Raw genomic sequence first — 21274 nt, 5'->3', positions numbered from 1 at the left:
GGGACGCGCGGGATCGTCACAAGCCGCGCCCCGGCTCGGGGCGACGTCGCGGCCGAGGCCGCCGACGTCCGGGGGACGCGCCCGCGACGGTGACCCTGCGCCCGCCCGCCGTCACGGCCGGGTCGGCCGGAGCCGGGACCCGGCCGGGCCTCCGGGCCGCGGCGAGCCTCCTGGTCTCCAGGCGGACGCCGGACAGCGCGAGCCGGCGACGGTCAGTCGTCCGCCCCGGACGCATGGCCGGGCACGCCGACCTCACGGAGGTCGGTGACCGCCAGCACCCGGCCGATCGGGTAGAGCTCGATCTCGGCGTCCTCGGTGAGGGCGGCGATCACCGTCAGCCAGCCGGCGGGCCCGAAGCGGAGGACCCTCCTCGGCAGCTCGATGTGGCGGGACGGGTCGGCCGGGTCCTGCACGACGACCCGGCCCTGGTAGAGGTGGCGGTCGTTGACCGTCGTGATGTCCATCCGGTCAGCCTCCTGCGCGGGCCTCCACGGCCGCACCCCCCGCTGAGATCCGCCTCTCGTCCCCCGACACGCGCCCGCAGACGTGCGGCGGCCCGTACAGTCGTGCCCGGTCGCCGTCGTGCCTCTGCTTCGTTCTCCCGGACGTCCGCAGTCGTCTCTGCCTGACGTTCCTCTCGGTCCTTCCGGTCGGTGCGGCGACCCGGGACCGGCACCGGTCGGTCCGGACACGACAGCACGCAGGAGAGAACGACATGGCCCAGGGCACTGTGAAGTGGTTCAACGCGGAGAAGGGCTTCGGCTTCATCGAGCAGGACGGCGGCGGCGCCGACGTCTTCTGCCACTACTCGGCGATCACCGGCTCCGGCTACCGGTCGCTGGACGAGGCGCAGCGCGTCGAGTTCGACGTCACGCAGGGTCAGAAGGGCCCGCAGGCGGAGAACGTCCGCGCCATCTGAGCGCCGGGAGGGGCACGGCGACACCTGTCGCGCCCCCTCCCCCCGGTCGTCCACGAGGAGGCCCCGCGGTCGGCGACCGCGGGGCCTCCGCGCGTCTGCGGACGATGCCGGGAGCGCGCAGCGCCGCCCCGCGCCGGTGGACCGACACCGTCGTCCCCCGGTCGTGGCGCTGCGGTCACGCCGGCTGCGGCGGGCGCGGCCCGGGAGGTGTCCCGGCGGGACGCGTGCGCGTGAACCGCCAGCCCGCCCGCTCCAGCAGGGCGATGCACTGGTCGACCACGGCCTCGATGTCGTACTCCTGCGGCACCTCCGGCGGCATGGCGAGGTCCAGGGCGTTGGTCAGCGCCACGTGGAAGTCACTCCGGGCCATCGTCGCGCCTCCCGTACCGGCTTGCGCGGCTGCGAGCGCCGACGGTGCTCGTCGGCGGTCCCCCGATGGTGCCCCTCGTTCCCCCGGGACGGGGACGGCGGCGCAGCGGTCGGCGATCCGGCTGCCGTGGGAGCCGCCGACTGCTCCGCGGCCTCCGGACCGGTGCCGCTCGGGCGCCGTCCGGCCAGTGGTCGCTCAGGAGACGACCGGGTCGACGTCCCGCGTGCAGAACATGCACACCGACGCGTCCACCAGGATGAAGCTCCTGCAGTGGTCGCACTCCCGGCTGCCCTGCGCCCCGGCGGTCTCCCGGCCGGTGGCCCGCCGGATGGCCTGGACGATGAGCATGATCGTGAGGGCCAGCAGCAGGAACGAGACGAGCGCGGTCAGGAACGACCCGTAGCGGATCTCCGCGCCGTTGACCGTCAGCACGAGGGCGTCGAAGTCCGGCTGCCCGAAGATCGCTGCGACGAGCGGCAGGATGACGTCGCCGACGAGTGACTCGACCGCCGTCGCGAACGCCGCCCCGATGGCCAGGCCCACGGCCAGGTCGACGAGGCTGCCGGAGAAGGCGACGTTGCGGAAGTTGGTGAGCAGCGTGCGCGCGTGTCCTCCTGCCGACGCGGGAGCCGGAGCCCCGGGCTGACGGGCCGGGGCGGCCCATACCCCCAGTTCCCACCGCGTGCCGCGGTACTCGCTGCTCGACCGTCCCCGTGCCGACCACGGCCGACACCGCACCCGGAGGGGACCGCGGGGGCCGGCCCGGTCGGCCGGCCGGCCCCCGCGGGCACCGTCAGAAGGCGGGGATGACCCCGCCCTCGTAGGTCTCGTCGACGAACTGGCGGACCTCGTCGGAGTGCAGCAGCCCCTCGAGCTGCTGGATCCGCTCGTCGTCCTCGTCACCGGTCCGCACGACCAGCAGGTTGGCGTTGGGGTTGCCCTCGGCCTCCTCCAGCGCCAGGGCGTCCTCGGCCGGGACGAGGTCGGCCTCGATGGCGTAGTTGCCGTTGATGACCGCGATGTCGACGTCCGCCAGGGACCGCGGCACCTGCGCGGCCTCGACCTCGGAGATCTGCAGGTCCTTCGGGTTGTCCTGGACGTCCAGCGACGTCGGCGCCCCGTCACCGGTGTCGGCCAGGGTGATCAGCCCGTTGGCCTCGAGCAGCCGCAGCGCCCGGGCGGCGTTGGTCGGGTCGTTCGGGATCGCCACCGTGGCGCCGTCCGGGAGGGCGGCGAGGTCGGTCAGCGACTCCGAGTAGATGCCGAGGGGCTCGATGTGCACCGGCGCCAGCGGGGTGAAGTCGTAGCCGGCGCTGGCCTCCTGCTCCTCCAGGTACGGGATCGTCTGGAAGTAGTTGGCGTCCAGCGAGCCGTCGTCGAGGGCGACGTTGGGCTGCACGTAGTCGGTGAACTCGACGATCTCGAGGTCCAGACCGGCGCCCTCGGCGAGGTTCTCGTCGATGTAGCGCAGGATCTCGGCGTGCGGCACCGGGGACGCGCCCACCCGCAGCGGCTCGTCGGCCGCGGACAGCTCGGCCTCACCGCCGCCGCAGGCGGCCAGCAGGGCGGTCGCCGCGGACGCGGCCAGGAGCGAGGTGAGACGGGAGCGCATGGTGGGAGTTCTCCTTCGACGGTGGTGCGGGGGACGGTGGCCGGCCGGCCACCGCAGGGTCGGTGCGGGCGGTCAGGCGTGGGCCAGCCGGCGCGCCCAGTGGTCGCCGGCCCACTGCAGGACCTGGACGATGAGCAGCAGCAGGACGACGGTCAGCAGGGTGATGTCGGTCCGGAACTGCTGGTAGCCGAAGCGGATCGCGAAGTCGCCGAGCCCGCCACCGCCGACGGCGCCGGCCATCGCCGAGTAGCTGATGAGGGCGACGACGGTGACGGTGGTGCCGGCGATGAGCGAGGGCCGCGCCTCCGGCAGCAGCACGGTGCGGACGACGTCCCGGCGGCGCGCGCCCATGGACAGCGCCGCCTCGACCTTCCCGGAGGCGACCTCCCGCAGGCTCGTCTCCACCAGCCGGGCGAGGAAGGGGACGGCGCCGATCGTCAGCGGCACGATGGCCGCCGTCGAGCCGATCGTCGTCCCGACCACGCCGCGCGTGACCGGCGCGACCAGGACCAGCAGGATGATGAACGGCAGCGAGCGGCCGAGGTTGACCACCAGTCCCAGGAGCCGGTACAGCAGCGGCCGCGGGGCGAGCGCACCCGGCGCGGTGACGGTCAGCAGGATGCCGAGCGGGATGCCGAGCAGCACGGTGAGCAGGGCGGAGACCCCGACCATGTACAGCGTCTCCCAGGTCGCCTCGAGCAGCTGCGGCCAGACGCGCGCCCAGTCGCTCATCGGTCCGCCCCCGCCGTCGCCACCGCACCGCTGTCCCGGGGTATCGGTTCGATGAGGACGCCGTCGTCGCGCAGCCCGCGCAGCGCGCCGTCGAGCCGGCTGAGGTCGCCGGTGGCCCGCAGCAGCAGCCGGCCGTAGCGCCCTCCGGCGACCGTCTCCACCGAGCCGCCGGCGACCTCCACCGCGAGGCCCAGCTGCCCGATCAGGGTCTGCAGGACGACGGTCTCGGGCGTGCGGTCGGTGACGGTCACCCGGAGCAGGACCCCGCCGTGGCCGGCGTCCGCGTCGGTGAGCGGCGCGGGCAGCAGCGCGTCGGCCAGCGGTGAGTGCTCGCGGGTCAGGACCTCGCTCAACCGGCCGCTGTCCACGACCCGGCCGCGCTCGAGCAGGACGGCGCTGTCGCACACGGCCTTGACGACGGCCATCTCGTGGGTGATGAGCAGCACGGTCAGGCCGAGCTCGGCCCGCACCCGACGCAGCAGCTCCAGGACGCCGGTGGTGCTGGCCTGGTCCAGGGCGGAGGTCGCCTCGTCGCAGAGCAGGACCTTCGGGCGGCCGGCCAGGGCGCGGGCGATCGCCACCCGCTGCTTCTGCCCACCGGAGAGCTGCCCCGGGTGGGCGTCCGCGCGCTCCCCCAGCCCGACCAGGTCCAGCAGCTCGGTCGCGCGTCGGCGGCGCTCGGCCCGGCCGACGCCGGCCAGTTCCAGCGGGTGCTCGACGTTGCCGGCGGCGGTCCGCGAGTCAAGGAGCTCGAAGTGCTGGAACACCATGCCGATGGAGCGGCGCGCCTGGCGGACCTCGTCGTCCGGCAGCTCGGTGAGCACCCGGCCGTCGACGGTCACCGACCCCGACGTCGGCCGCTCGAGCAGGTTCACCAGTCGCACCAGCGTGCTCTTGCCCGACCCGCTGGGGCCGACGACGCCGGCGAACTCGCCGGCCGCCACCCGCAGGCTGACCCCGTCGACGGCGACGACCTCGCCGGAGCGTCCCCGGGCGGGGAAGACCTTGCGGACATCGTGCAGATCGATCACGGGCGGCAGTCCTCGGGGTGAGCAGGCAGGGACGGGGGTCGAGCGGCGGCGGGCCGGCCCGCGCGGGAGCACCCCCACGGGCGCCGGACGGCACCGGGGGGTGACGGGTCGGACGGCAGCTGTCTGCCCCGGGCGACCGGGCAGCTACCGCGACGGGTGCCGGGAGCTCAGCGACACAGGGCCGCGGCGGTGCGGCACAGGTCGACGTGCCGGCGGGCCCACGTGGGCGCTGCGCCTGTCATGGTCGTCCTCCATCGTTCCTGGCAGTAGCACCCTCGTCCGCCGTGGCGGGGGGTTGCTGCGGCGTCGTCGAGCCAGGTCTCTCGGCCGCTCCGGATGGCGTTGCCCATCGACTCTACTGAGCGGATCGGCCCGACCGCCCCGCCGGACCTGCGACTTCGCCCACAGCCGGCCTGCGCGCCGCCGTCCCCACGTGCGGCCGGCCGGTTGGGGCGCCGCTGCCCCCGCCGGTGACCAGGACGACGGAGCCGGTGACGTCGGGGCCCATGGAGGCCACGGCCGCCCTGGCTCGCGGTCGGCTGCTGCACCCGCGCCGCGCCCAGCACCTAGCCTCGGACCGTGGGGTTCACCGTTCCCGACGCACACCTGCTCGCGCTGCACGCGCACCAGGGTCAGGTCGACAAGCAGGGCCGCGACTACTACCTCGCGCACCTGCGGCCGATCGCCGAGGCCCTGCGCCCCCACGGCCCCCTCGCGGAGATGGCCGGCGCGCTGCACGACATCGTCGAGGACACCCACGACCACCCCGACCCCACCCGCCGCTACGACCTCAACCGGCTGCGGACCCTCGGCGTCCCCGAGGTCGTCGTCGAGGCGATCGACGCGGTCACCCGCCGCCCCGGCGAGCCCTACATCGCCGGCCTGATCCGCCGGGCCGCGGCGCACCCGCTGGGCCGCCTGGTCAAGCTGGCCGACAACGCGCACAACCTCGCCTCCAACGCCGAACTGGCGCAGGTCGACCCCGAGAAGGCGCGCAGCCTCCGGGAGGGCCGCTACCGCCCCGCCCGCCGGATCCTGCTGGCCGCCGAGGCCGCCGACATGGCGTCCGGCCGCCGCGTCCTCGTCTGACGCGCGCCGTCAGGCCCGTCCAGACTCCTTCCTCAGCGGTGGAAGAACAGCCGGACGGCGGTCCCCGCCGGGGAGGAGTCGACGGCCGCGTCGTCGGCCAGGCTCCACGCCAACCACATGCCCCGGGCGCCGTCGGGGCCGTCGGAGGGCGGGACGTAGCCGAGGGTCTCGTCGGGCAGGCCCGGCCCGGCGTCGGCCACCTCGACGACGAGGGTGTCCCCGTCGGTCCACGACGACACCTCGGCGAACGCCGCCACGCGCAGGGCGTTGACCACGAGTTCGTGGGCGGCCTGGACGACCTCGCCCACGCGCGCCGGCCACCAGTCCAGGGCCGCCGCCGCCACGGCGCGGCGCGCCTCCCGCGGTGTGGTCAGCGCCGCGACGGAGGCCCACGACGGTCGCCGGCCCCAGGCCGGGTGGACCGACCGGAGGAACCGCTCCGGGTCCTCGTAGGCCGGCTCGGGGACCGGTGCGCAGTTCCCCCAGGTGAGCGGGTGGGTCCGCGCCACCGCGTCGAGGACCGCCACCGGGAGCCGCTGCCGGTCGTGCAGGCAGAGGCTGTAGTAGGGCAGGGACGCGTAGCAGCGGTTGGCGACGGCCTCGAAACGGCTCCACTCCCGCCCGTCGTCACGGGCCGAGCCACGTCGGCTCGGCGGCCAGCCGCCAGCTCGGCGCCACGGCGTGTAGCGCACGCAGCTCCCGGTCGTAGGCGTGCAGCGTGGGGTGTCCGCCCCGCCACCACGTCTCCGCGGCGGCGAACCTGGTCAGCCGGGCCACGTCCGCGCCCAGCTCCTCGGTGAGCAGCGTCCGGACCCGCGCGCCGGCGACCACCAGCACCGGCTCCCCACGGGACAGGCCCTCCAGGACGAACGGGGCCAGCCGGTCGAGCAGCTCCTGGTCGGCGCTGAACGCGAAGGCCTCGTGGGCGAAGCCCGTGCCGTCCCAGTCGCCGGTCGGGCGGACCACCGTCACGCGGGCACCGTCGCCCCGCCGCCCAGCCCGAACAGGCCCAGGCAGCGGGCGGCCACGCGCGGGACCCGCCCCATCCGCAGGTGCACGTCGGCGGCTCGGAGCACCTGAGTGGCCCGGGCCAGGGCGCGGGCGCCCGCCACGTCCAGGAACCGGAGGCCCGAGAGGTCGAGCACCACCTCGCCGGGACCGGCGCAGGCGACGTCGACGAGGGCGTGGAACAGGTCGTCGGCCTGGGTGACGTCGACCTCGCCGTGCAGCGACAGCGACGGGCCGCGTCCGGACAGGTGGGCCAGCGCCTCCCGCTCGTCGGCGTGCTGGACGGGGTGCAGGAGGGTGACCGGGCCGAGGACGCCCGCCGTGAGCGAGGCGTCGTAGAGGCAGAGCGCGGTCATGGGGACGGTGGCCATCATGGCGTCGGCCAGCTGCTCGTAGTGGTGCAGCTGGCGCCGGGCGTCGGGCCCGCGGCGGACCAGTGCGGTGATGTCGGCCGCGACCCTGAGGCCGGTGTGGCCCCGCTCCAGGGCCTCCGCCACCAGCCGCCGGTACGCGTCCACCTGCCCGGTCGGCGAGAGCTCACCGCCGGCGGCGTACGCCTCGGCGGTGCTCTGCACCCGCAGCTGCCCGCCGGCGAGCATGTCGTCCCGTCCCGGCAGGGCGGCCAGGGTCCGCAGCAGCTCGGGTCCCGAGGACCCGATGAGCAGCAGCTGCTCGCGGAGCCGTCGTCCCTCGTCGAGGAAGGCCAGGACGGCGGCCGAGAGGTCGGCGGCGTCGGCGTACGTCCAGCAGACGTGGTCGCCGGGCCGCAGACCGGTCGGTGCGTCCAGCCTCCGCGGGGCCGTCACGCCGGCGACGTTACCGCCGCGCCCCCGCGTACGGGAGGGGCGGGCCGTCCTCGGCCGCCGGGCGCACGGCTGCGGAGCTACCTGGCACCCCGGGAGGCGCGCTACGGTCGACTACGTGTGACCCGCATCACAGAGGGGGATCCGTGACGACCCAGTCGACGACACCGCCGCGCCAGCGCTCGGCCACCCGCCCACGACCTGCGGACGAGCGCCCGGTGGCGCAGGACGACCCGGGCCCGCCGGCTCCGGTGGAGGGCGGCGAGCCCGTCGGCCTCCCCTCGCCGCGCGGCATGGCCCGGGGCCTGGTCGCGACCTTCACCCAGCCCCGACCGGTGGCGCGGGAGGCCGTGCGGCTCGGCCGGGACACCCTGCGCATCCTCCGCGGCACCGACGAGATCGCACCCTCGCCGAAGGACAAGCGGTTCGCCGACCCGGCCTGGTCGCTGCACCCCGGGTACCGCCGGCTCGCCCAGTCCTACCTCGCGACGGCCGCGTCACTGGACCGCCTGGTCGGCGACTTCGAGGCCGGCGGCGCCGACTGGCGCGAGGTCGAGCAGGTCCGCTTCGTGCTCAACGCGGTCACCAGTGCGATAGCGCCCACCAACACCCTGCTGGGCAACCCGGCCGCGCTCAAGCGGGCGTTCGACACCGCCGGGGTCAGCGTCGTCCGCGGGCTCCGGAACGTCGTCCACGACGTGGTGCGCAACGGCGGGCTGCCCCGGCAGGTCGACCGCAGCGCCTTCGTCGTCGGCGAGGACCTGGGCATCACGCCGGGCGCCGTCGTCCACCGCGACGAGGTCATCGAGGTCATCCAGTACACGCCGACCACCCCGACGGTCCGGTCGCGCCCGCTGGTGATCGTGCCGCCGCCGATCGGGCGCTTCTACTTCCTCGACCTGCGGCCCGGCCGCAGCCTGGTGGAGTACGCGGTCAGCCGCGGCCTGCAGGTCTTCATGATCAGCTGGCGCAACCCGACCCGGGAGCAGTCCGAGTGGGGCCTGGACGAGTACGCCCAGGGTGTCGTCACCGCCGTCGACGTCGCCCGGGAGGTCACCGGCTCCCCCGACGCGACCACCCTGGGCCTGTGCGCCGGCGGGCAGGTCATGACGACCGCGCTGAACCACCTCGCCGCCAACGGTGACGACCGCGTGCACGCCGCCGGCTACGCGGTGACCCTGCTCGACTTCTCGAGCCGGGCACCGCTCGGCGCCTTCTCCGGCCCGCGGATGCTCGAGGTGGCCCGGCGCAACTCCAGCCGACGCGGCGTCATCACCGCCCGGCAGATGGGCTCGATGTTCACCTGGATGCGCCCGGACGACCTGATCTTCAACTACCTGGTCCAGCAGTGGCTCATGGGCGAGGACCCGCCGGCGTTCGACGTCCTCGCCTGGAACGCCGACGGCACGAACCTGCCCGCCCGGCTGCACGAGCAGTTCCTCGACGTCTTCGGCAACAACGCGCTGGTGAAGCCGGGGGCGCTGCGGGTGCTGGGGACGCCGGTCCACCTGAGCCGGATCACCGTCCCGACCTTCGTCACCGGTGCGCTCACCGACCACATCACCCCCTGGTACGGCTGCTACCGGACCACCCAGCTGCTGTCGGGGCCGAGCACCTTCGTGCTCAGCTCCAGCGGCCACATCCAGAGCCTGGTGAACCCGCCGGGCAACCCGAGGGCGAAGTACTGGACCGGCGGCGAGCCCGGGCCGGACCCGCACGCCTGGCGGGCGGCGGCCGAGGAGCACACCGGCAGCTGGTGGGAGCCCTGGTCGGAGTGGGCGATCGAGCACTCAGGGAAGGAGCGTCCGGCGCCCGGGACGCTGGGCAGCGCCGCCCACCCGCCGCTGGAACCGGCCCCCGGTTCCTACGTCCGCGACCGGGTGCCGGCCTAGCCGGGAGGTGGCGGGGCCCCGGGTCACCGGCCGCACCCGGCCAGGGCGCCGGTCCGGCCCCCGGCGACGACGTCCGGGACCGCTAGGGGACGCTCCGCCCCTCGCGGGCGACGAGCGCCTGCAGCTCTTCGCGCATCACCTCGGGGTACTGCAGCGGCACGAAGTGGGTGCCCGCCAGCGTGCGCAGGCGCGCGCCCGGCACCGTCTCGGCCGCCGTCCGGACGTCGGCCGGGTCGACGAGGGTGTCGTAGCGGCCGGCCACGAACGTGACCGGGCAGCGCACCGACGCGACGTCCAGCGGCGCGTGCTCGGCGACGGCCAGGGCCAGGTGCCGGTACCAGCGCCAGTCGTGCCGCGAGAACTCGTGCAGCACGTGGTAGAGCGCGGACGGGTGGGTGGCCTCGCGCGCCGGCCCGGTGACGCCCGCCGGCGTCAGCAGCTCGTGCCAGGGCGGCAGGCTGGCCACGACCACCGGGAGCAGCGGGCCCACGACCGGCAGCAGCCGGCTGCTCAGCCGGCCGGCCGGGGCCCGCAGCCGCCGCGGCACGCCGTAGGGGGCGAACATCGCGGAGAAGCTCCCACCCGGCACGCCGGCGACGGCGAGCAGCGACCGGACGCGGGAGCTCTGCTCCAGCGCCAGCTCGAACGCCACGTTGACCCCGAGCGACCAGCCGACGACCGTCGCCGACGGCAGGTCGAAGGCGTCGAGGACGGCGCGGGCGTCGTCGGCGTGGTCCTCGACCCGCACCCGGCCCGGGTCGGCCGGCCGCTCGGAGCCGGCCAGGCCGCGGTGCGCCCAGGTGACCACCCGCAAGCCGCTGTCCCGGTGGACCAGCCGCGACCAGGCCGCCGGCGGCGCGCCCAGGCCGTTGCACAGCAGGACCGGGACGCCGTCCCCGTCGTTGGTCCAGGCGCGCAGCCGCGTGCCGTCCGCGGCGCGGACCGTGCGGGTGCTCAGGTAAAGGCCTCCCGCATCCCCTCCGAGGCCGACCCGGGCTGCGCCTCGTCGGCCGGCGCCGGGGCGGGCATCTCGGCACCGTGCTCGTGCGGCGCGGACGTCCCCTGGACGGCGACCACCGCGGGGTCGACCCGCATCACCGCGTACCCGGCCACGGCACCCGCACCGAAGCCCGGCGCGAAGACCCGCACCGGCTCGGTGACCACCCCGTCGCGCACGGCGTCGTGGATGGCCAGGGGGATGCTCGCCGAGGAGGTGTTGCCGACCTTCTCGATGTTGAAGTAGAGCTGGTCGGCGGCCAGCCCGGCCCGCTCGGCCAGCCCGATCACCATCGTCTTGTTCGCCTGGTGCGGCACGATCAGGTCGATCGCGTCCATCAGCGACCCCTCCCCGCCGTCCGGCGCCGGCAGCTGCCCCAGCTCGTCGATCATCTGGGAGAGGTAGCGGCCGGCCAGCGCCTTCACCTGCGGGCCGAACACGGTGATGTTGTTGTCGAACTCGGGGTTGGGCCAGAGGATCGAGTTCACCTCGCTGGCCGGGCCGCTGGCGTAGGTCTTCATGTAGTCGATGTCGCCCTCGGTGCCCTCGGGTGCCGGGCCGACCACCAGCGCCGCCGCGCCGTCCCCGAAGATCATCCGCGAGGTGCGGACGTTGCCGATCTTGTCGGAGAACTTCTCGACGCAGACGACGAGGATCGGCCGCTCGACCTCCTGCAGCATCCGCACGGCGTCGGCGACGCCGTAGGGCATGCCGGCGCAGGCGGCGATGACGTCGTAGGCGGCGTACACCTGGTGCATCCCGAGCTGGCCGCAGAGGTAGGTGGCCAGCGACGGGATGAGCCGGGAGCTGGTGCAGGTGCAGACCAGCACGGCGCCGATCTCCTCCGGCTGTCGCCCGGCCTTGTCCAGCGCCGCCTCGGCGGCCTGCAGGGCGAGCTCCTCCAGCGGCAGCGAGCTGTACTCGCGCTGCTCGATGCCGGTCTTCGAGGCGATCTCGTCGGCGCTCATCGGCGACCAGTTGTAGGCGGTGTTGCGGATGAGGTCGTCGTTGCTGCACACCTGGTCGCCGTGCACCGCGGCCAGCGCCTCGATCCGCGGCTGCACCGCGAAGCGCTGCCGCACGTCGAGCTCGGGGTAGGGCCGCACCGGCGGCCGCGACTCCCGGGGCCCGGCGACGTGCCGGGGCTCGGCACCTGTCCGCAGCCGGCGCAGGAAGGCCCGCACCTCCTTGTCGCGGGGGTGGAAGGCGACCACGTAGTCGTCGTCGTCGAGGTCCTCGGCCCGGGCCAGCTCCATCTTCGACCGGTCCCAGGGGTACTGGTTGTGCAGCACCATCGCCCAGCGGTGCAGCGCCTCGAGCTCCGGCACGTCCTCGGAGACGTCGAGGATGTCGGTGTAGTCGTAGACCGGGTAGTCCGGGTCGTAGTCCGGCAGCCGGAAGGTCAGGTTCCCCGGCTGCTCGAGGAACTCCGCGACGGTGGGCTTGAGCGCCGGGAGCGTCGAGGCGTGGTGCTTCCGGTGGCCGTAGACGTCGAACAGGATGTCGAAGATGCGGTCCTCGCAGCCCCCGTCCCACCGCGACGGCAGCTGCGGGTAGGCCTGCTCGACCGCGGAGATCTTGGCCTCGCCGTCCTCCCAGGGCTCCAGCACCGGCAGGAACACGTCCGACCGCAACCGGGGGACGTCGGCCCAGCGGGTGGGCCGCTTGTCGTACATGGTGATCGAGAAGCGGTTGGCCCAGAAGAGGTTCAGGGCCAGGTCGCGCATCAGGTCGTAGCGGGTGGCGTAGGCGCCGGTCCGGACCCGCTCGAGGATCTCGGTGCCGCTGGGGGCCTTGGTCTCGAAGTCCCGGCGGATGACGCTGTCGAGCTGCTCCAGCGTCTCCAGGGTGGAGAAGTCGAGCTCGGGCATGACGTTCGAGGGGAACACCATGCGGCCGTGCCGGTTCAGGACGAACGCGTTCACGGGAGTCCTCTCATGACGGGGGCGGTCAGGTCGTGGTGGCGCGCTCCATCCCGCGCTCGACGGCGGCGATGAGGCGGGGCCGCAGTTCGGCGGCGGGGATGATGGCGTGCACCGAGCCGGTCCGGCGGGCCCGCTCGATGTCGTGGACCGCCTCGAACTCGGCGGCCACCTCGCCGAGCTTCTCCGAGCGGACGGCGCTGCGCAGCGTCGCCAGCTGCGACCGGAGGTGGGCCTGCTCGACGGCGTCGGCCGCGGCGATGGCGGCCTCCAGCTCGGTGACGCGGGGGTCGGCGGCGGTGCGCTTGTCGACCTCGCGGGAGAACACCACCGCCGCGGCGGGTGCGCCCCCGATCACCGAGGCGTAGGAGCCCTCGACGGCGAGGACCTCCATGTTGTCGTTGAGGACGCCGGAGAACACGACGAAGGCGCCGCCGTGGTAGCGGGAGACGACGCAGAAGACGATCGGGCCGTCGAAGTTGGTGATGGCCCGGCCGATCTCGGCGCCGTACTCCAGCTGCAGGTTGCGCAGGGACTCCGGTGAGCCGTCGAAGCCCGACAGGTTGGCCAGCACCACGAGCGGCCGGTTGCCACTGGCCGCGTTGATGGCCCGCGCGGTCTTCTTCGACGAGCGCGGGAACAGCGTCCCCGCCGTCCACTGGTCGGGCCCGTCGGCCGGGTGGCTGCCGCGCCGCGGGATCGGCCGCGACTCCACGCCCAGCACGGTCACCGGATGCCCACCGAGGTGGGCGTCGAGGACGACGGCGGTGTCGGCGTCGGCCATCCCGGCCCACCGCTCGAGGACCGGGTGGTCCTGGTCGGTGACCGCCCGCATGACGGTGCGGATGTCGAAGGCCTTCTTGCGCTCGGGGTTCGCCTCCGCCGAGAAGACGTCGCCGACGGTGGTGAACTCGCTGTCCGGGTGCGCGTGCGGGAAGGAGCGCACGTCGCGGTCCCGCGGGTCGGAGGTCTGCGCCGGCCGCGGCCAGCGCTCCCCCGGCGCGCGGTAGGCGTGGTCGTAGTGCCGGAACAGCACGTCCAGCGCGCCGTTGAGGTCCGGCGCCCAGTACTGCGCCTGGCCGTTGGGCCCCATCACCCGGTCGTAGCCGCCGATGCCGAAGTTGTCCTCGGCCGAGACCCCGCCGGAGTAGTCCAGGGAGTGCTTGCCGGTCAGCACCATGGCGCTGTCCGGGGTCATGACCAGGATGCCCTTGGTGTGCATGAGCATCGTGGCCTCGGCGTTCCAGTACGGCTGGGCGCCGACGTTGATCCCGGTGACGACGACGTTGATCTCGTGGCCGGCCTGGGTGAACTCGATGATTCGGCGCAGCGCCCGCGACACCCAGTCCATGTTCTCGGTGCCGCTGTCCATCGAGATGCGCGCGCCCGACGACAGCGCGAACCACTCGACCGGGATGCCGCGCTCCTCGGCCAGGTCCAGGGCGGCGACGACCCGCGCGCACTCCGGCTCGGCGACGGTGCCCAGCGCCCTGGTCGGGTCGCCGAACAGGGCCACCCGGGTCATGCCCTCCGGGTAGCGCGGCGTCAGCGTGGTGACCAGGCCGACGACGATGCCGGCCCGGTTCTGCCCGGGCGGGCGCTCGACCGGGGTGAGCCGGCCGTCGGCGTCCAGGTCGTGCTCGACGAAGGAGCCGTCCGGGCCGGCCAGGATCGGGGCCAGCTCGTACGGGTAGGGCGCACCGCGGGCCCGGGAGCTGAGCACCTTGGCGGTGTAGTCGTCCAGCGGCCGCAGCGGCTGGGTCGGGCGGTCGGTGACCTGCATCCGCACCCCGGTGCCGGGGCGGGTGGAGAAGCGCAGCGCCACCTCGCGCGGCGGGCCGCTCTCCTCCTGCAGCCGGGCCAGCAGCACGATCTGGTCCAGGCCGGCGCCGAGGGTCAGCGGGGCGGCGGTGCGCGCGAACTGGGCCACCTCGGCCAGCGGCACCTCGATCGAGGGCCAGGCGTACAGGTGGATGCGGTTGTGCTCCAGCGGCCGCCGGGACCGCCGCAGCGACTGCGCCCGCCGCAGGCCGTCCAGGCAGGACGTGAGCTGCCGCTCGATCGTCGGGAACCCGACGACCGCGCCGTGCTCGTCGCGCACCGGGGTCAGGTCGCGGACCTCGGCCATGGCGATGAACCGCTCGTCGTTCGGGTTCTCCTTCGCCGTGACGTGCAGCAGGTAGGTGTCCTCGGGCGACGGCACGCGCTCGCCGTCGAACTCCTTGAACCGCCAGATGTCCAGCCGCTGCGCGGTGAGCGGGTGCAGGCCGCGGATGGTGCGCTCCTCGGCGAGCCCCAGGGCCTGGCCGCCCTCCCCTGTCGGGCGCCCCGGGGCCTGGCCGCCCTCCCCTGTCGGGCTCTGTGCCCGGTCCGGGGTCGGCCGGAAGGTGATCGTCTCGACCTCGCCGTCCGGGGTGCAGACCGTGACGGTGACCCGGCGGCCGGTCCGCAGCTCCGGCACGCCCTCGAGCTGCCCGCGCAACCGCTCGGAGACCTCGTCGGCGTCCGCGGGGCGGTCGGGCCAGTTCACGTAGAGGTCGACGACCACCTGCGTCGGGTCGGCGACGTCGGCCAGCGCGCCCGCCACCGCCGCCAGCGCCTCCGGCAGCCGCGCCGCGTCGGTCATCAGCGCCAGCAGGTGCAGCCGCGCGCCGTGCAGGTCGAACTCGGCCTGGACGCAGGTGTCCCCGTCGAGCAGGGCCGAGCGCACGTCCTCGAGGTCGCGGCTGCGGTAGTAGCGCCGGGTGAGGACCTCCAGCACCGGGTCCGGGACGGCGGTGGAGCGGCCGAACCGCTGCGCCAGCAGCCGCACCAGCGGCTCGGGGCTGGCGACCAGCGCCTCCATCCGCCGGATGCTCTCCGCGGTGTCGCCGCGCGCGCCGGCCTCGTCGAGCTCGTCGAGCAGCCGCGCGGCCCGGTCGAGCACCTCCTGCCGGGCCGCCCGGACCACCGGCTCCTCGAAGTGCCGGTAGCGGACGGCGCGGGCCAGGTCCCCCAGCGCGGGGTGGCGCAGCTGCGTCGCAACGACCAGCCGGTCGAGGACCTCCCCCACCTCCGCGCGGGCCGGCCCGTCGGGCAGCCGGTCGGCGGTCAGCCAGCGGTCCAGCAGGGCGGAGACGGCCGGCAGCTGCTCGCCGACGCGCTGCTGGGCGAGGAAGACCCGGTGCACCGCCTCGGTCAGCGCCGCGCTCGGCTCGAGGTCCTCGACGCCGTAGTGGGCCAGCGCCCGCCGCAGCCGCGCGCGGAAGGCCTCCGGCAGCCCCTCCCGCTCCACGTCCAGGGAGTGCAGGTAGGCGTGGAAGTACTCCCGCGGGCTGTGGACCTGGGTGTCGGCCTGCTCCTCCTCGCTGGCCGGCCGGTTGCGGGAGAGCTCGGAGAAGTCGGCGAAGGTGACCAGGACGTCGAGCTCGGCCGACAGCAGTTCCGCGTCGTCGACGGGCAGCTCGTCGCGGGCGGCGGCGTACTCGGCGACCAGCCGCTTCGCGTGCCCCCCGCTGACGTCGTAGCCGGTGACCAGCGCCCGCAGCGCCGCCAGCCGGGCCAGTGCCCGCGCCCGCGGGTCGCCGTCCGGCGTCTGCGCCTCCTCCGGGAGGGCCACGCGCTCGCCGGTGGCCTCCTCGACGTCACCGCCGGTCCGCTCGAGGGTCAGCAGCGGCGCGCCGGCGTCGACCTGGCTGTTGACCGCGGCGCGCACCTCGCGGACGCGGCCGGCGAACGGCGCGCGCACCGCCGTCTCCATCTTCATGCTCTCCAGGACGGCGACCGGCTGGCCGGCCTCCACCTCGTCGCCCGGCGCCACCCGGACGGCGACGACCACGGCCGGCGCGGGGGCACGGACCACGCCGCCGACGTCCCGGCTCACGCGGTGCGTCTCGCCGTCCACCTCGACCAGGGAGGACCCGGGTGCCTCGGCGGCGACCACGGAGTACCGCCGTCCGCCGGCGGTGAGCCGGCTCTCCAGGGGGCCGAGCCGGTCGACCTCGACGTCGACCACCCGGTCGTCGAGCCCGACCCGGTAGCGGTCGCGGTCCACGGTGGCGACCGTCAGCCGGTACACCTGCCCGCGCATGCCGAGCTCGATGGTGCGGCCGACCTCGTGGGGTGCCCGCGGCCGGCCGCCGCGGGCCGACGCCAGGAACGCCAGCCGCTCCTGCTCGACCTCCGCCTCGGCCAGGCCGAGCGCCACCTGCACGAGCGCCACCCACGCGTTGCCGGCCGGCCGGGCGCCGGCGGTGCCGGCGCGGTCCAGCCACCCGGTGTCGGCGGTGCCCTCGACGACCTCCGGCCGGTCGAGCAGGTCGAGCAGGAAGGACTTGGTCGTGGTGCCGCCGGCCAGCACGACGGTGGTCTCGCGCAGCGCGCAGCGCAGCCGGGCGAGGGCCTCGGGCCGGTCCCGGCCCCAGGCGATGACCTTGGCGATCATCGAGTCGTACTGCGGCGGGACGGCGTCGCCGACGCTCAGCCCGGTGTCCACGCGGATGCCGGGGCCGGTGGGCAACCGCAGCAGCTCGACCCGGCCGGGGGCGGGCGCGAAGCCCTGCTCGGCGTCCTCGGCGGTGAGCCGGGCCTCGACGGCGTGCCCCGTCGCCGCCGGCGGGTCGCCCTCGAGCCGGCCGCCGGCGGCCACGTGCAGCTGCAGCTTCACCAGGTCCAGGCCGGTGGTCGCCTCGGTGACGGGGTGCTCGACCTGCAGCCGGGTGTTGACCTCGAGGAAGGTGGTGAGCTGCTCCTCGGGCTGGTAGAGGAACTCGACGGTGCCCGCGCCGACGTAGCCGGCCGCCCGGACCAGCGCGACGGCGGACTCGCGCAGGGCGGCGTCCTGCTCGGGGGTGAGCGCCGGCGAGCTGGACTCCTCGAGGACCTTCTGGTTGCGCCGCTGCACCGAGCAGTCGCGCATGCCGGGGGCCCAGACGGTGCCGTGCCGGTCGGCGATCACCTGCACCTCGACGTGCCGGCCGCCCTCGACCAGCCGCTCCATGAACACGACCGGGTCGCCGAAGGTGCGCTGCGCCTCGGTCTGCGTGCGGGTCAGCGCCTCCTCGAGCTCCCCGGGCGAGCGGACGACGCGGATCCCGCGGCCCCCGCCGCCGCTGCGCGACTTGACGATGAGCGGGTAGCCGATGGTCTCGGCGTGCCGCCGGCCGTCGTCGGGCCCCTCGACGGGGCCGTGGCTCCACGGCGCCACCGGGACGCCGACCTTCTCGGCGAGCACCTTGGCCTCGATCTTGGCGCCCAGCAGCCGCATCGCCTCCGGCGAGGGCCCGATGAAGGTCACGCCGAGGTCGGCGCACAGCTCCGCGAAGGCGGGGTCCTCGGCGACGAAGCCCCAGCCGACCCACGCCGCGTCGGCGCGGCCGGCGCGCAGGGCGCGGCCCAGCTCCGCGTGGTCCAGGTAGGGCGACCCGGCACCGGTGTCGGCCAGCAGCACCGCCTCGTCGGCGGCACGCACGAAGGTCGCCCGGCGCTCGGCCTCGGTGTGCAGGGCGATGACGCGGGTGCGCCTGCCGTGCTCGGCGTCCAACTCCCGCACCGCACGGATGAGCCGCATCGCGGGCTCCCCACGGTTGACGACGGCGATGCGGTCGAACACCCGGGCACCTCTCCCTGGTCGGTGGCGGAACGGGACCCCTGCGGGCTACATGTCGAGGCCGCCATTGACCCCCCACACCTGCCCGGTGATGTACCCGGAGGCGTCGGCGGCGAGGAAGTGCACGACGCGGGCGACCTCCTCCGGCTCGCCCAGCCGACCGAGCGGGATCTTCCCCTTGAGGTTGTCGAGGACCTTCTCCGGGACGCTGTCGAGCATCTCGGTGGCGGTGTAACCCGGCGTCACGGCGTTGACCGTGATGCCCAGGCCGTCGGCCTTGCCGGAGCGCTGCACCTGCATCGCGGCCTCCCGGGCCAGCGTCCTGGTCAGGCCCAGCAGCCCGGCCTTGGCCGAGGAGTAGTTCGACTGCCCGATGCCGCCCATCTCCCCGATCACCGAGGAGATCATCACGATCCGGCCACTGCCGCGCTCGAACATGTGCTTCAGCGCCGCCTGGGACAGGTAGAAGGCGCCCGACAGGTTGACGTCGATGACCCGGCGCCAGTCGTCGTCGGTCATCTTCAGCACGGTCCGGTCGATCGTGATGCCCGCGTTGTTCACCAGGATGTCGAGCCGGCCGTGCCGCTCGATCACCTCGTCGACGGTGCGGCGGCAGTCCTCCGAGTCGGCGATGTCGCCGCGGTGCACGCTCATGTGGCTCTCCGGATAGGCCCCGGCGAAGTCCTGGGCGAACATCTCGGCCCGCTCGGTGTTGCCGCTGTAGCCGGCCGCGACGTCGGCGCCCTGGGCGGCCAGGCTGCGGCAGATCGCCGCGCCGATCCCCCGGGTGCCGCCGGTCACGAACGCCACTCGACCGGAGAGCTTGTCGCCCGTCCTGCTCGTGCGTGCCTGGGTCGCTGTCACCGGCTCCTCCTGGGGCTCGGGCGCGTGCGCCTCGTTCCTGGGCCGGAGCCGACGGGCTGGTCACGCCGTCCGCTCCGGCATCGGTACGGGCAGCATGGTGCCGACCGGGCTGCACGGCAAGACAGGGGACGGCTCCCGGGGGCGACGACACAGCGCGCCGTCGCGCAGGCCGTTGCGCGTGTCCGACACGTGCGGTCGCCGACGCGCGGGCGATCCCGCCCGGATCCCCGGCCTCGAGTCGTGGCCCTCCGCCGGGAGCGGGAGAGTGGCCCGCGCTCCCGCCCCCGACGGACAGGAACGCCATGAGGACAGCCACCCGACGCACCGTCGTCCCCGCGGCCGCCGGCCTGACCGGCCTGTGCGCCGCGGTCCTGCTCTCCCCGGCCGGGACGGGTGCCGCCCGCGCCGAGGCGTGCGACGAGGAGCGCGACACCGTCGTCGTGACCGACGAGGACGAGGTGGCGGAGGTCCTCGCGACCGCGGCGCCCGGCACGGTCGTCGTCGTCGACACCGGCGGGCTGACCGGGGAGGTCCGCGTCGAGGGCGACTGCGCACCCGGCGCCGCGACCGGGGAGGCCCCGGCCGGGTCGATCGAGACGGCGTTCCTCACCGGGTACAGCCTCGAGGACAACTCCCCGCCCGGGACCCGCAGCACGTCCTCCGGCCGCAGCGCCGGCGGCACCGGGACGTACGCGGACCCGATCACGCTCGCGGTGGGGTACGCCGGCGGCGACGAGTTCCCGCGCGGGACCGTCTTCTACGTGCCGCTGGTGCGCGCCTACTTCGTGGTCGAGGACCGCTGCGGCGCCTGCTCGGACCCGACGAGCGCCGCCGACTACACCGTCGACCTGTGGGTCGGCAGCGACCCGGACGACTCCTGCATGTACGCGATCACCGGGCCGCACACGGTCGTGCGGGACGCCGGCCCGGGCTGGGTGGTGGAGTCGCGCCCGGACGAGCTGGGGGCGGACTGCCGACTGTTCGGCGAGACGCCCACGCCGGCCTGAGCGGTCGGCGCGGGACTGCGGCGCCGCCGTCGGGTCGGTACGGTCGGCGCACGAACCGACGGAGGTGTCCGTGCCCGGCCAGCCCGCTGTCCCCGCGAGCTGGTCGCTGCGGGCCCTCGCCGCCGCGAACCGCGCGAAGACCCGCCTCGACCGGGTGCTCTCCGCCCGGGCCCGCGCCCGCGGCTGGACGACCGCCGCGCTCGGCTACCCCGGCTACGCCGCCCAGGGCCGGGCGCGGGTGCGCGGGCGGCTGCTGCTGGCCCCGCCGGGCACCGACCCGAACGCCCGCCTCGACATCCCGGGGTGGCGGCGGCTGCTGACCCTCGAGCAGCCGCACGGCGAGATCGACGTGACCCTCGGCGGCGTGCGGGTGCGCGCCCGCGCCGACGAGGCCGGCCTGCTCGACCTCGTCGTCCCAGCCGACCTGCCGCCCGGCCGGGCGGCGGCACTGCTGCACCCGGAGGGCCGCCCGCCGGTGCCGGCGCCGCTGCACGTCGCCGCCCCGGACGCGGCGCGCGGCGTGGTCTGCGACATCGACGACACCGTCTGGATCACCGGCATCCGGCACCCGCTGCGCGCCGCCTGGCGCACCTTTGCGGGCAACGGGTCGACCCGCCGTCCGGTGGCCGGCATGGCCGCGCTGCTCGCCCGGCTGGTCGAGGATCGACCGCACGCACCGGTGGTCTACGTGAGCAACGGGCCGTGGAACCTGGCAGGCCCGATCACCGCGTTCCTCGAGCGGCACGGCTTCCCCGCCGGCGCCCTGCTGCTCACCGACTGGGGCATCAGCCCCCGCGCCTGGTTCCGCAGCGGCCGGGCGCACAAGCGGGCGTCGCTGGAGCGGCTGGCCGTCGACCTGCCCGGCGTCCGCTGGGTGCTGGTCGGGGACGACGGCGAGCACGACCCGGAGATCTACCGCGACTTCGCCCGGTCGCACCCGGAGCACGTCGCGGCGATCGCGCTGCGCACCGTCGCCCCGATCGGCACGACCCCGCCGGAGACCGAGGAGCGGCTCGGCGCCGTCCCCGTGGTCCGCGCGGGCGACGGCCGGGCGCTGGCCGACCTGCTCGACCGCGCCGGTGTGCTGTCCGCCCGGCCGGCACCGGTGGGCAGCGCGGCCGGCGGCTGACGCGTCGGGGTCGGGGGGCGGACGGCGACGGACAGCCGGGGAACGGCGACCGTCGTCCACGGGTCGCGGTGTTCGACCGGCTCGCCGGCGGTGCAGGCCGGAGCGCTCCGGCTGCCGGGCGGACGGCGCGCCGGGCGGCGGGGGCAGCGGCAGATGCCGCCAGAACCCGTGGCCGCTTTCAGCTGATTTCTGCCAGTGCATCCGGGGACCGGCGTTCCGTAACGTGACGGACAGCAACGAGGCCGTACCGGTCCGTCACTCGATCATCCGACTCCCCCTTCCCCGAGGAGCCCCTGTCTCTTATCCACCTCT

Annotated in this window: 19 protein-coding genes and 1 riboswitch; of the genes, 5 read left to right on the top strand and 14 right to left on the bottom strand. The window is 75.0% G+C overall.

Annotation, left to right across the window (positions count from 1 at the left end):
- Positions 1-212: 212 nt before the first annotated feature.
- Positions 213-464 (bottom strand): hypothetical protein, encoded by a 252-nt coding sequence (locus CNO22_RS13005; protein ID WP_100499773.1) that lies wholly within the window; start codon positions 462-464, stop codon positions 213-215.
- Positions 465-715: 251 nt separating this feature from the next.
- Between CNO22_RS13005 and CNO22_RS13000 the strand changes: the two genes are divergently transcribed.
- Positions 716-919 (top strand): cold-shock protein, encoded by a 204-nt coding sequence (locus CNO22_RS13000; RefSeq protein WP_100499772.1) that lies wholly within the window; start codon positions 716-718, stop codon positions 917-919.
- A gap of 175 nt (positions 920-1094) precedes the next feature.
- Here the strand turns inward: CNO22_RS13000 and CNO22_RS27685 are convergent, their stop codons facing one another.
- The 6 genes from CNO22_RS27685 to CNO22_RS30130 all read right to left on the bottom strand — a co-directional run bounded on the left by CNO22_RS27685 (position 1095) and on the right by CNO22_RS30130 (position 4906).
- Positions 1095-1289 (bottom strand): hypothetical protein, encoded by a 195-nt coding sequence (locus CNO22_RS27685; RefSeq protein WP_157936931.1) that lies wholly within the window; start codon positions 1287-1289, stop codon positions 1095-1097.
- A 195-nt stretch (positions 1290-1484) separates the two neighbouring features.
- Positions 1485-2027, bottom strand: coding sequence for a large conductance mechanosensitive channel protein MscL (gene mscL / locus CNO22_RS12995; protein ID WP_232806999.1), 543 nt, complete (start codon positions 2025-2027; stop codon positions 1485-1487).
- A gap of 55 nt (positions 2028-2082) precedes the next feature.
- On the bottom strand, positions 2083-2901 hold the full coding sequence (locus CNO22_RS12990) for a MetQ/NlpA family ABC transporter substrate-binding protein (protein WP_100499771.1): 819 nt from the start codon (positions 2899-2901) through the stop codon (positions 2083-2085).
- 72 nt (positions 2902-2973) lie between these two features.
- Complete coding sequence (locus CNO22_RS12985) at positions 2974-3633, bottom strand: methionine ABC transporter permease (protein ID WP_100499770.1); 660 nt, start codon at positions 3631-3633, stop codon at positions 2974-2976.
- Positions 3630-4664: a methionine ABC transporter ATP-binding protein gene (locus CNO22_RS12980; RefSeq protein ID WP_100499769.1), complete on the bottom strand. Its 1035-nt coding sequence runs from the start codon at positions 4662-4664 to the stop codon at positions 3630-3632. The genes CNO22_RS12985 and CNO22_RS12980 overlap by 4 nt, the downstream gene beginning before the upstream one ends.
- A gap of 167 nt (positions 4665-4831) precedes the next feature.
- The gene (locus CNO22_RS30130) at positions 4832-4906 is read right to left on the bottom strand and encodes a putative leader peptide (protein WP_408609700.1); all 75 of its coding nucleotides are present in this window, start codon (positions 4904-4906) and stop codon (positions 4832-4834) included.
- 6 nt (positions 4907-4912) lie between these two features.
- Positions 4913-5007, bottom strand: a riboswitch (SAM riboswitch).
- Positions 5008-5243: 236 nt separating this feature from the next.
- Here CNO22_RS30130 and CNO22_RS12975 point away from each other — a divergent pair.
- Positions 5244-5753 carry an HD domain-containing protein gene (locus CNO22_RS12975; RefSeq protein WP_100499768.1) on the top strand — a complete coding sequence of 170 codons (510 nt, stop codon included), beginning with the start codon at positions 5244-5246 and terminating at the stop codon, positions 5751-5753.
- Between the two features lie 32 nt (positions 5754-5785).
- On the opposite strand, the gene CNO22_RS12970 is transcribed toward CNO22_RS12975, so the two are convergent.
- Genes CNO22_RS12970 through CNO22_RS12965 form a run of 3 tightly spaced genes read right to left on the bottom strand, consistent with a single transcriptional unit; the run spans position 5786 to position 7567 of the window.
- Positions 5786-6445, bottom strand: a complete 660-nt coding sequence (locus CNO22_RS12970) for an ATP-binding protein (protein WP_232806998.1) — start codon at positions 6443-6445, stop codon at positions 5786-5788.
- Complete coding sequence (locus tag CNO22_RS29030; protein WP_232806997.1) at positions 6381-6725, bottom strand: MEDS domain-containing protein; 345 nt, start codon at positions 6723-6725, stop codon at positions 6381-6383. Before CNO22_RS29030 ends, CNO22_RS12970 begins: the two co-directional genes overlap by 65 nt.
- Positions 6722-7567 carry an MEDS domain-containing protein gene (locus CNO22_RS12965; RefSeq protein WP_100499767.1) on the bottom strand — a complete coding sequence of 282 codons (846 nt, stop codon included), beginning with the start codon at positions 7565-7567 and terminating at the stop codon, positions 6722-6724. Before CNO22_RS12965 ends, CNO22_RS29030 begins: the two co-directional genes overlap by 4 nt.
- A gap of 143 nt (positions 7568-7710) precedes the next feature.
- Here CNO22_RS12965 and CNO22_RS12960 point away from each other — a divergent pair, with 143 nt between their 5' ends.
- Positions 7711-9456: a PHA/PHB synthase family protein gene (locus CNO22_RS12960; RefSeq protein ID WP_100499766.1), complete on the top strand. Its 1746-nt coding sequence runs from the start codon at positions 7711-7713 to the stop codon at positions 9454-9456.
- Positions 9457-9538: 82 nt separating this feature from the next.
- Here the strand turns inward: CNO22_RS12960 and CNO22_RS12955 are convergent, their stop codons facing one another.
- The 4 genes from CNO22_RS12955 to CNO22_RS12940 are packed head-to-tail and all read right to left on the bottom strand — an operon-like array spanning position 9539 to position 18826.
- Positions 9539-10375, bottom strand: a complete 837-nt coding sequence (locus tag CNO22_RS12955; protein WP_232807000.1) for an alpha/beta fold hydrolase — start codon at positions 10373-10375, stop codon at positions 9539-9541.
- A gap of 35 nt (positions 10376-10410) precedes the next feature.
- Complete coding sequence (locus CNO22_RS12950) at positions 10411-12378, bottom strand: 3-oxoacyl-ACP synthase III family protein (protein ID WP_100499765.1); 1968 nt, start codon at positions 12376-12378, stop codon at positions 10411-10413.
- 25 nt (positions 12379-12403) lie between these two features.
- A complete protein-coding gene (locus CNO22_RS12945; protein ID WP_100499764.1) occupies positions 12404-17965 on the bottom strand; it encodes an ATP-binding protein in 5562 nt (1853 codons plus the stop codon).
- Between the two features lie 45 nt (positions 17966-18010).
- Entirely contained in the window at positions 18011-18826 is an 816-nt protein-coding gene (locus CNO22_RS12940; protein WP_100499763.1) for a 3-oxoacyl-ACP reductase family protein, read from the bottom strand.
- 302 nt (positions 18827-19128) lie between these two features.
- On the opposite strand from CNO22_RS12940, the gene CNO22_RS12935 reads away from it, so the two are divergent.
- Both CNO22_RS12935 and CNO22_RS12930 read left to right on the top strand, forming a co-directional pair.
- The gene (locus CNO22_RS12935; protein WP_100499762.1) at positions 19129-19833 is read left to right on the top strand and encodes a hypothetical protein; all 705 of its coding nucleotides are present in this window, start codon (positions 19129-19131) and stop codon (positions 19831-19833) included.
- 70 nt (positions 19834-19903) lie between these two features.
- Positions 19904-20962 (top strand): App1 family protein, encoded by a 1059-nt coding sequence (locus CNO22_RS12930; protein ID WP_100499761.1) that lies wholly within the window; start codon positions 19904-19906, stop codon positions 20960-20962.
- Positions 20963-21274 lie beyond the last annotated feature (312 nt).

This window comes from Geodermatophilus chilensis (assembly GCF_002802985.1).
Taxonomy (GTDB): Bacteria; Actinomycetota; Actinomycetes; order Mycobacteriales; family Geodermatophilaceae; genus Geodermatophilus; species Geodermatophilus chilensis.
The sequence above is the reverse complement of the archived record's forward strand: the minus strand, read 5'-3'. Positions and strand labels throughout refer to the sequence as shown.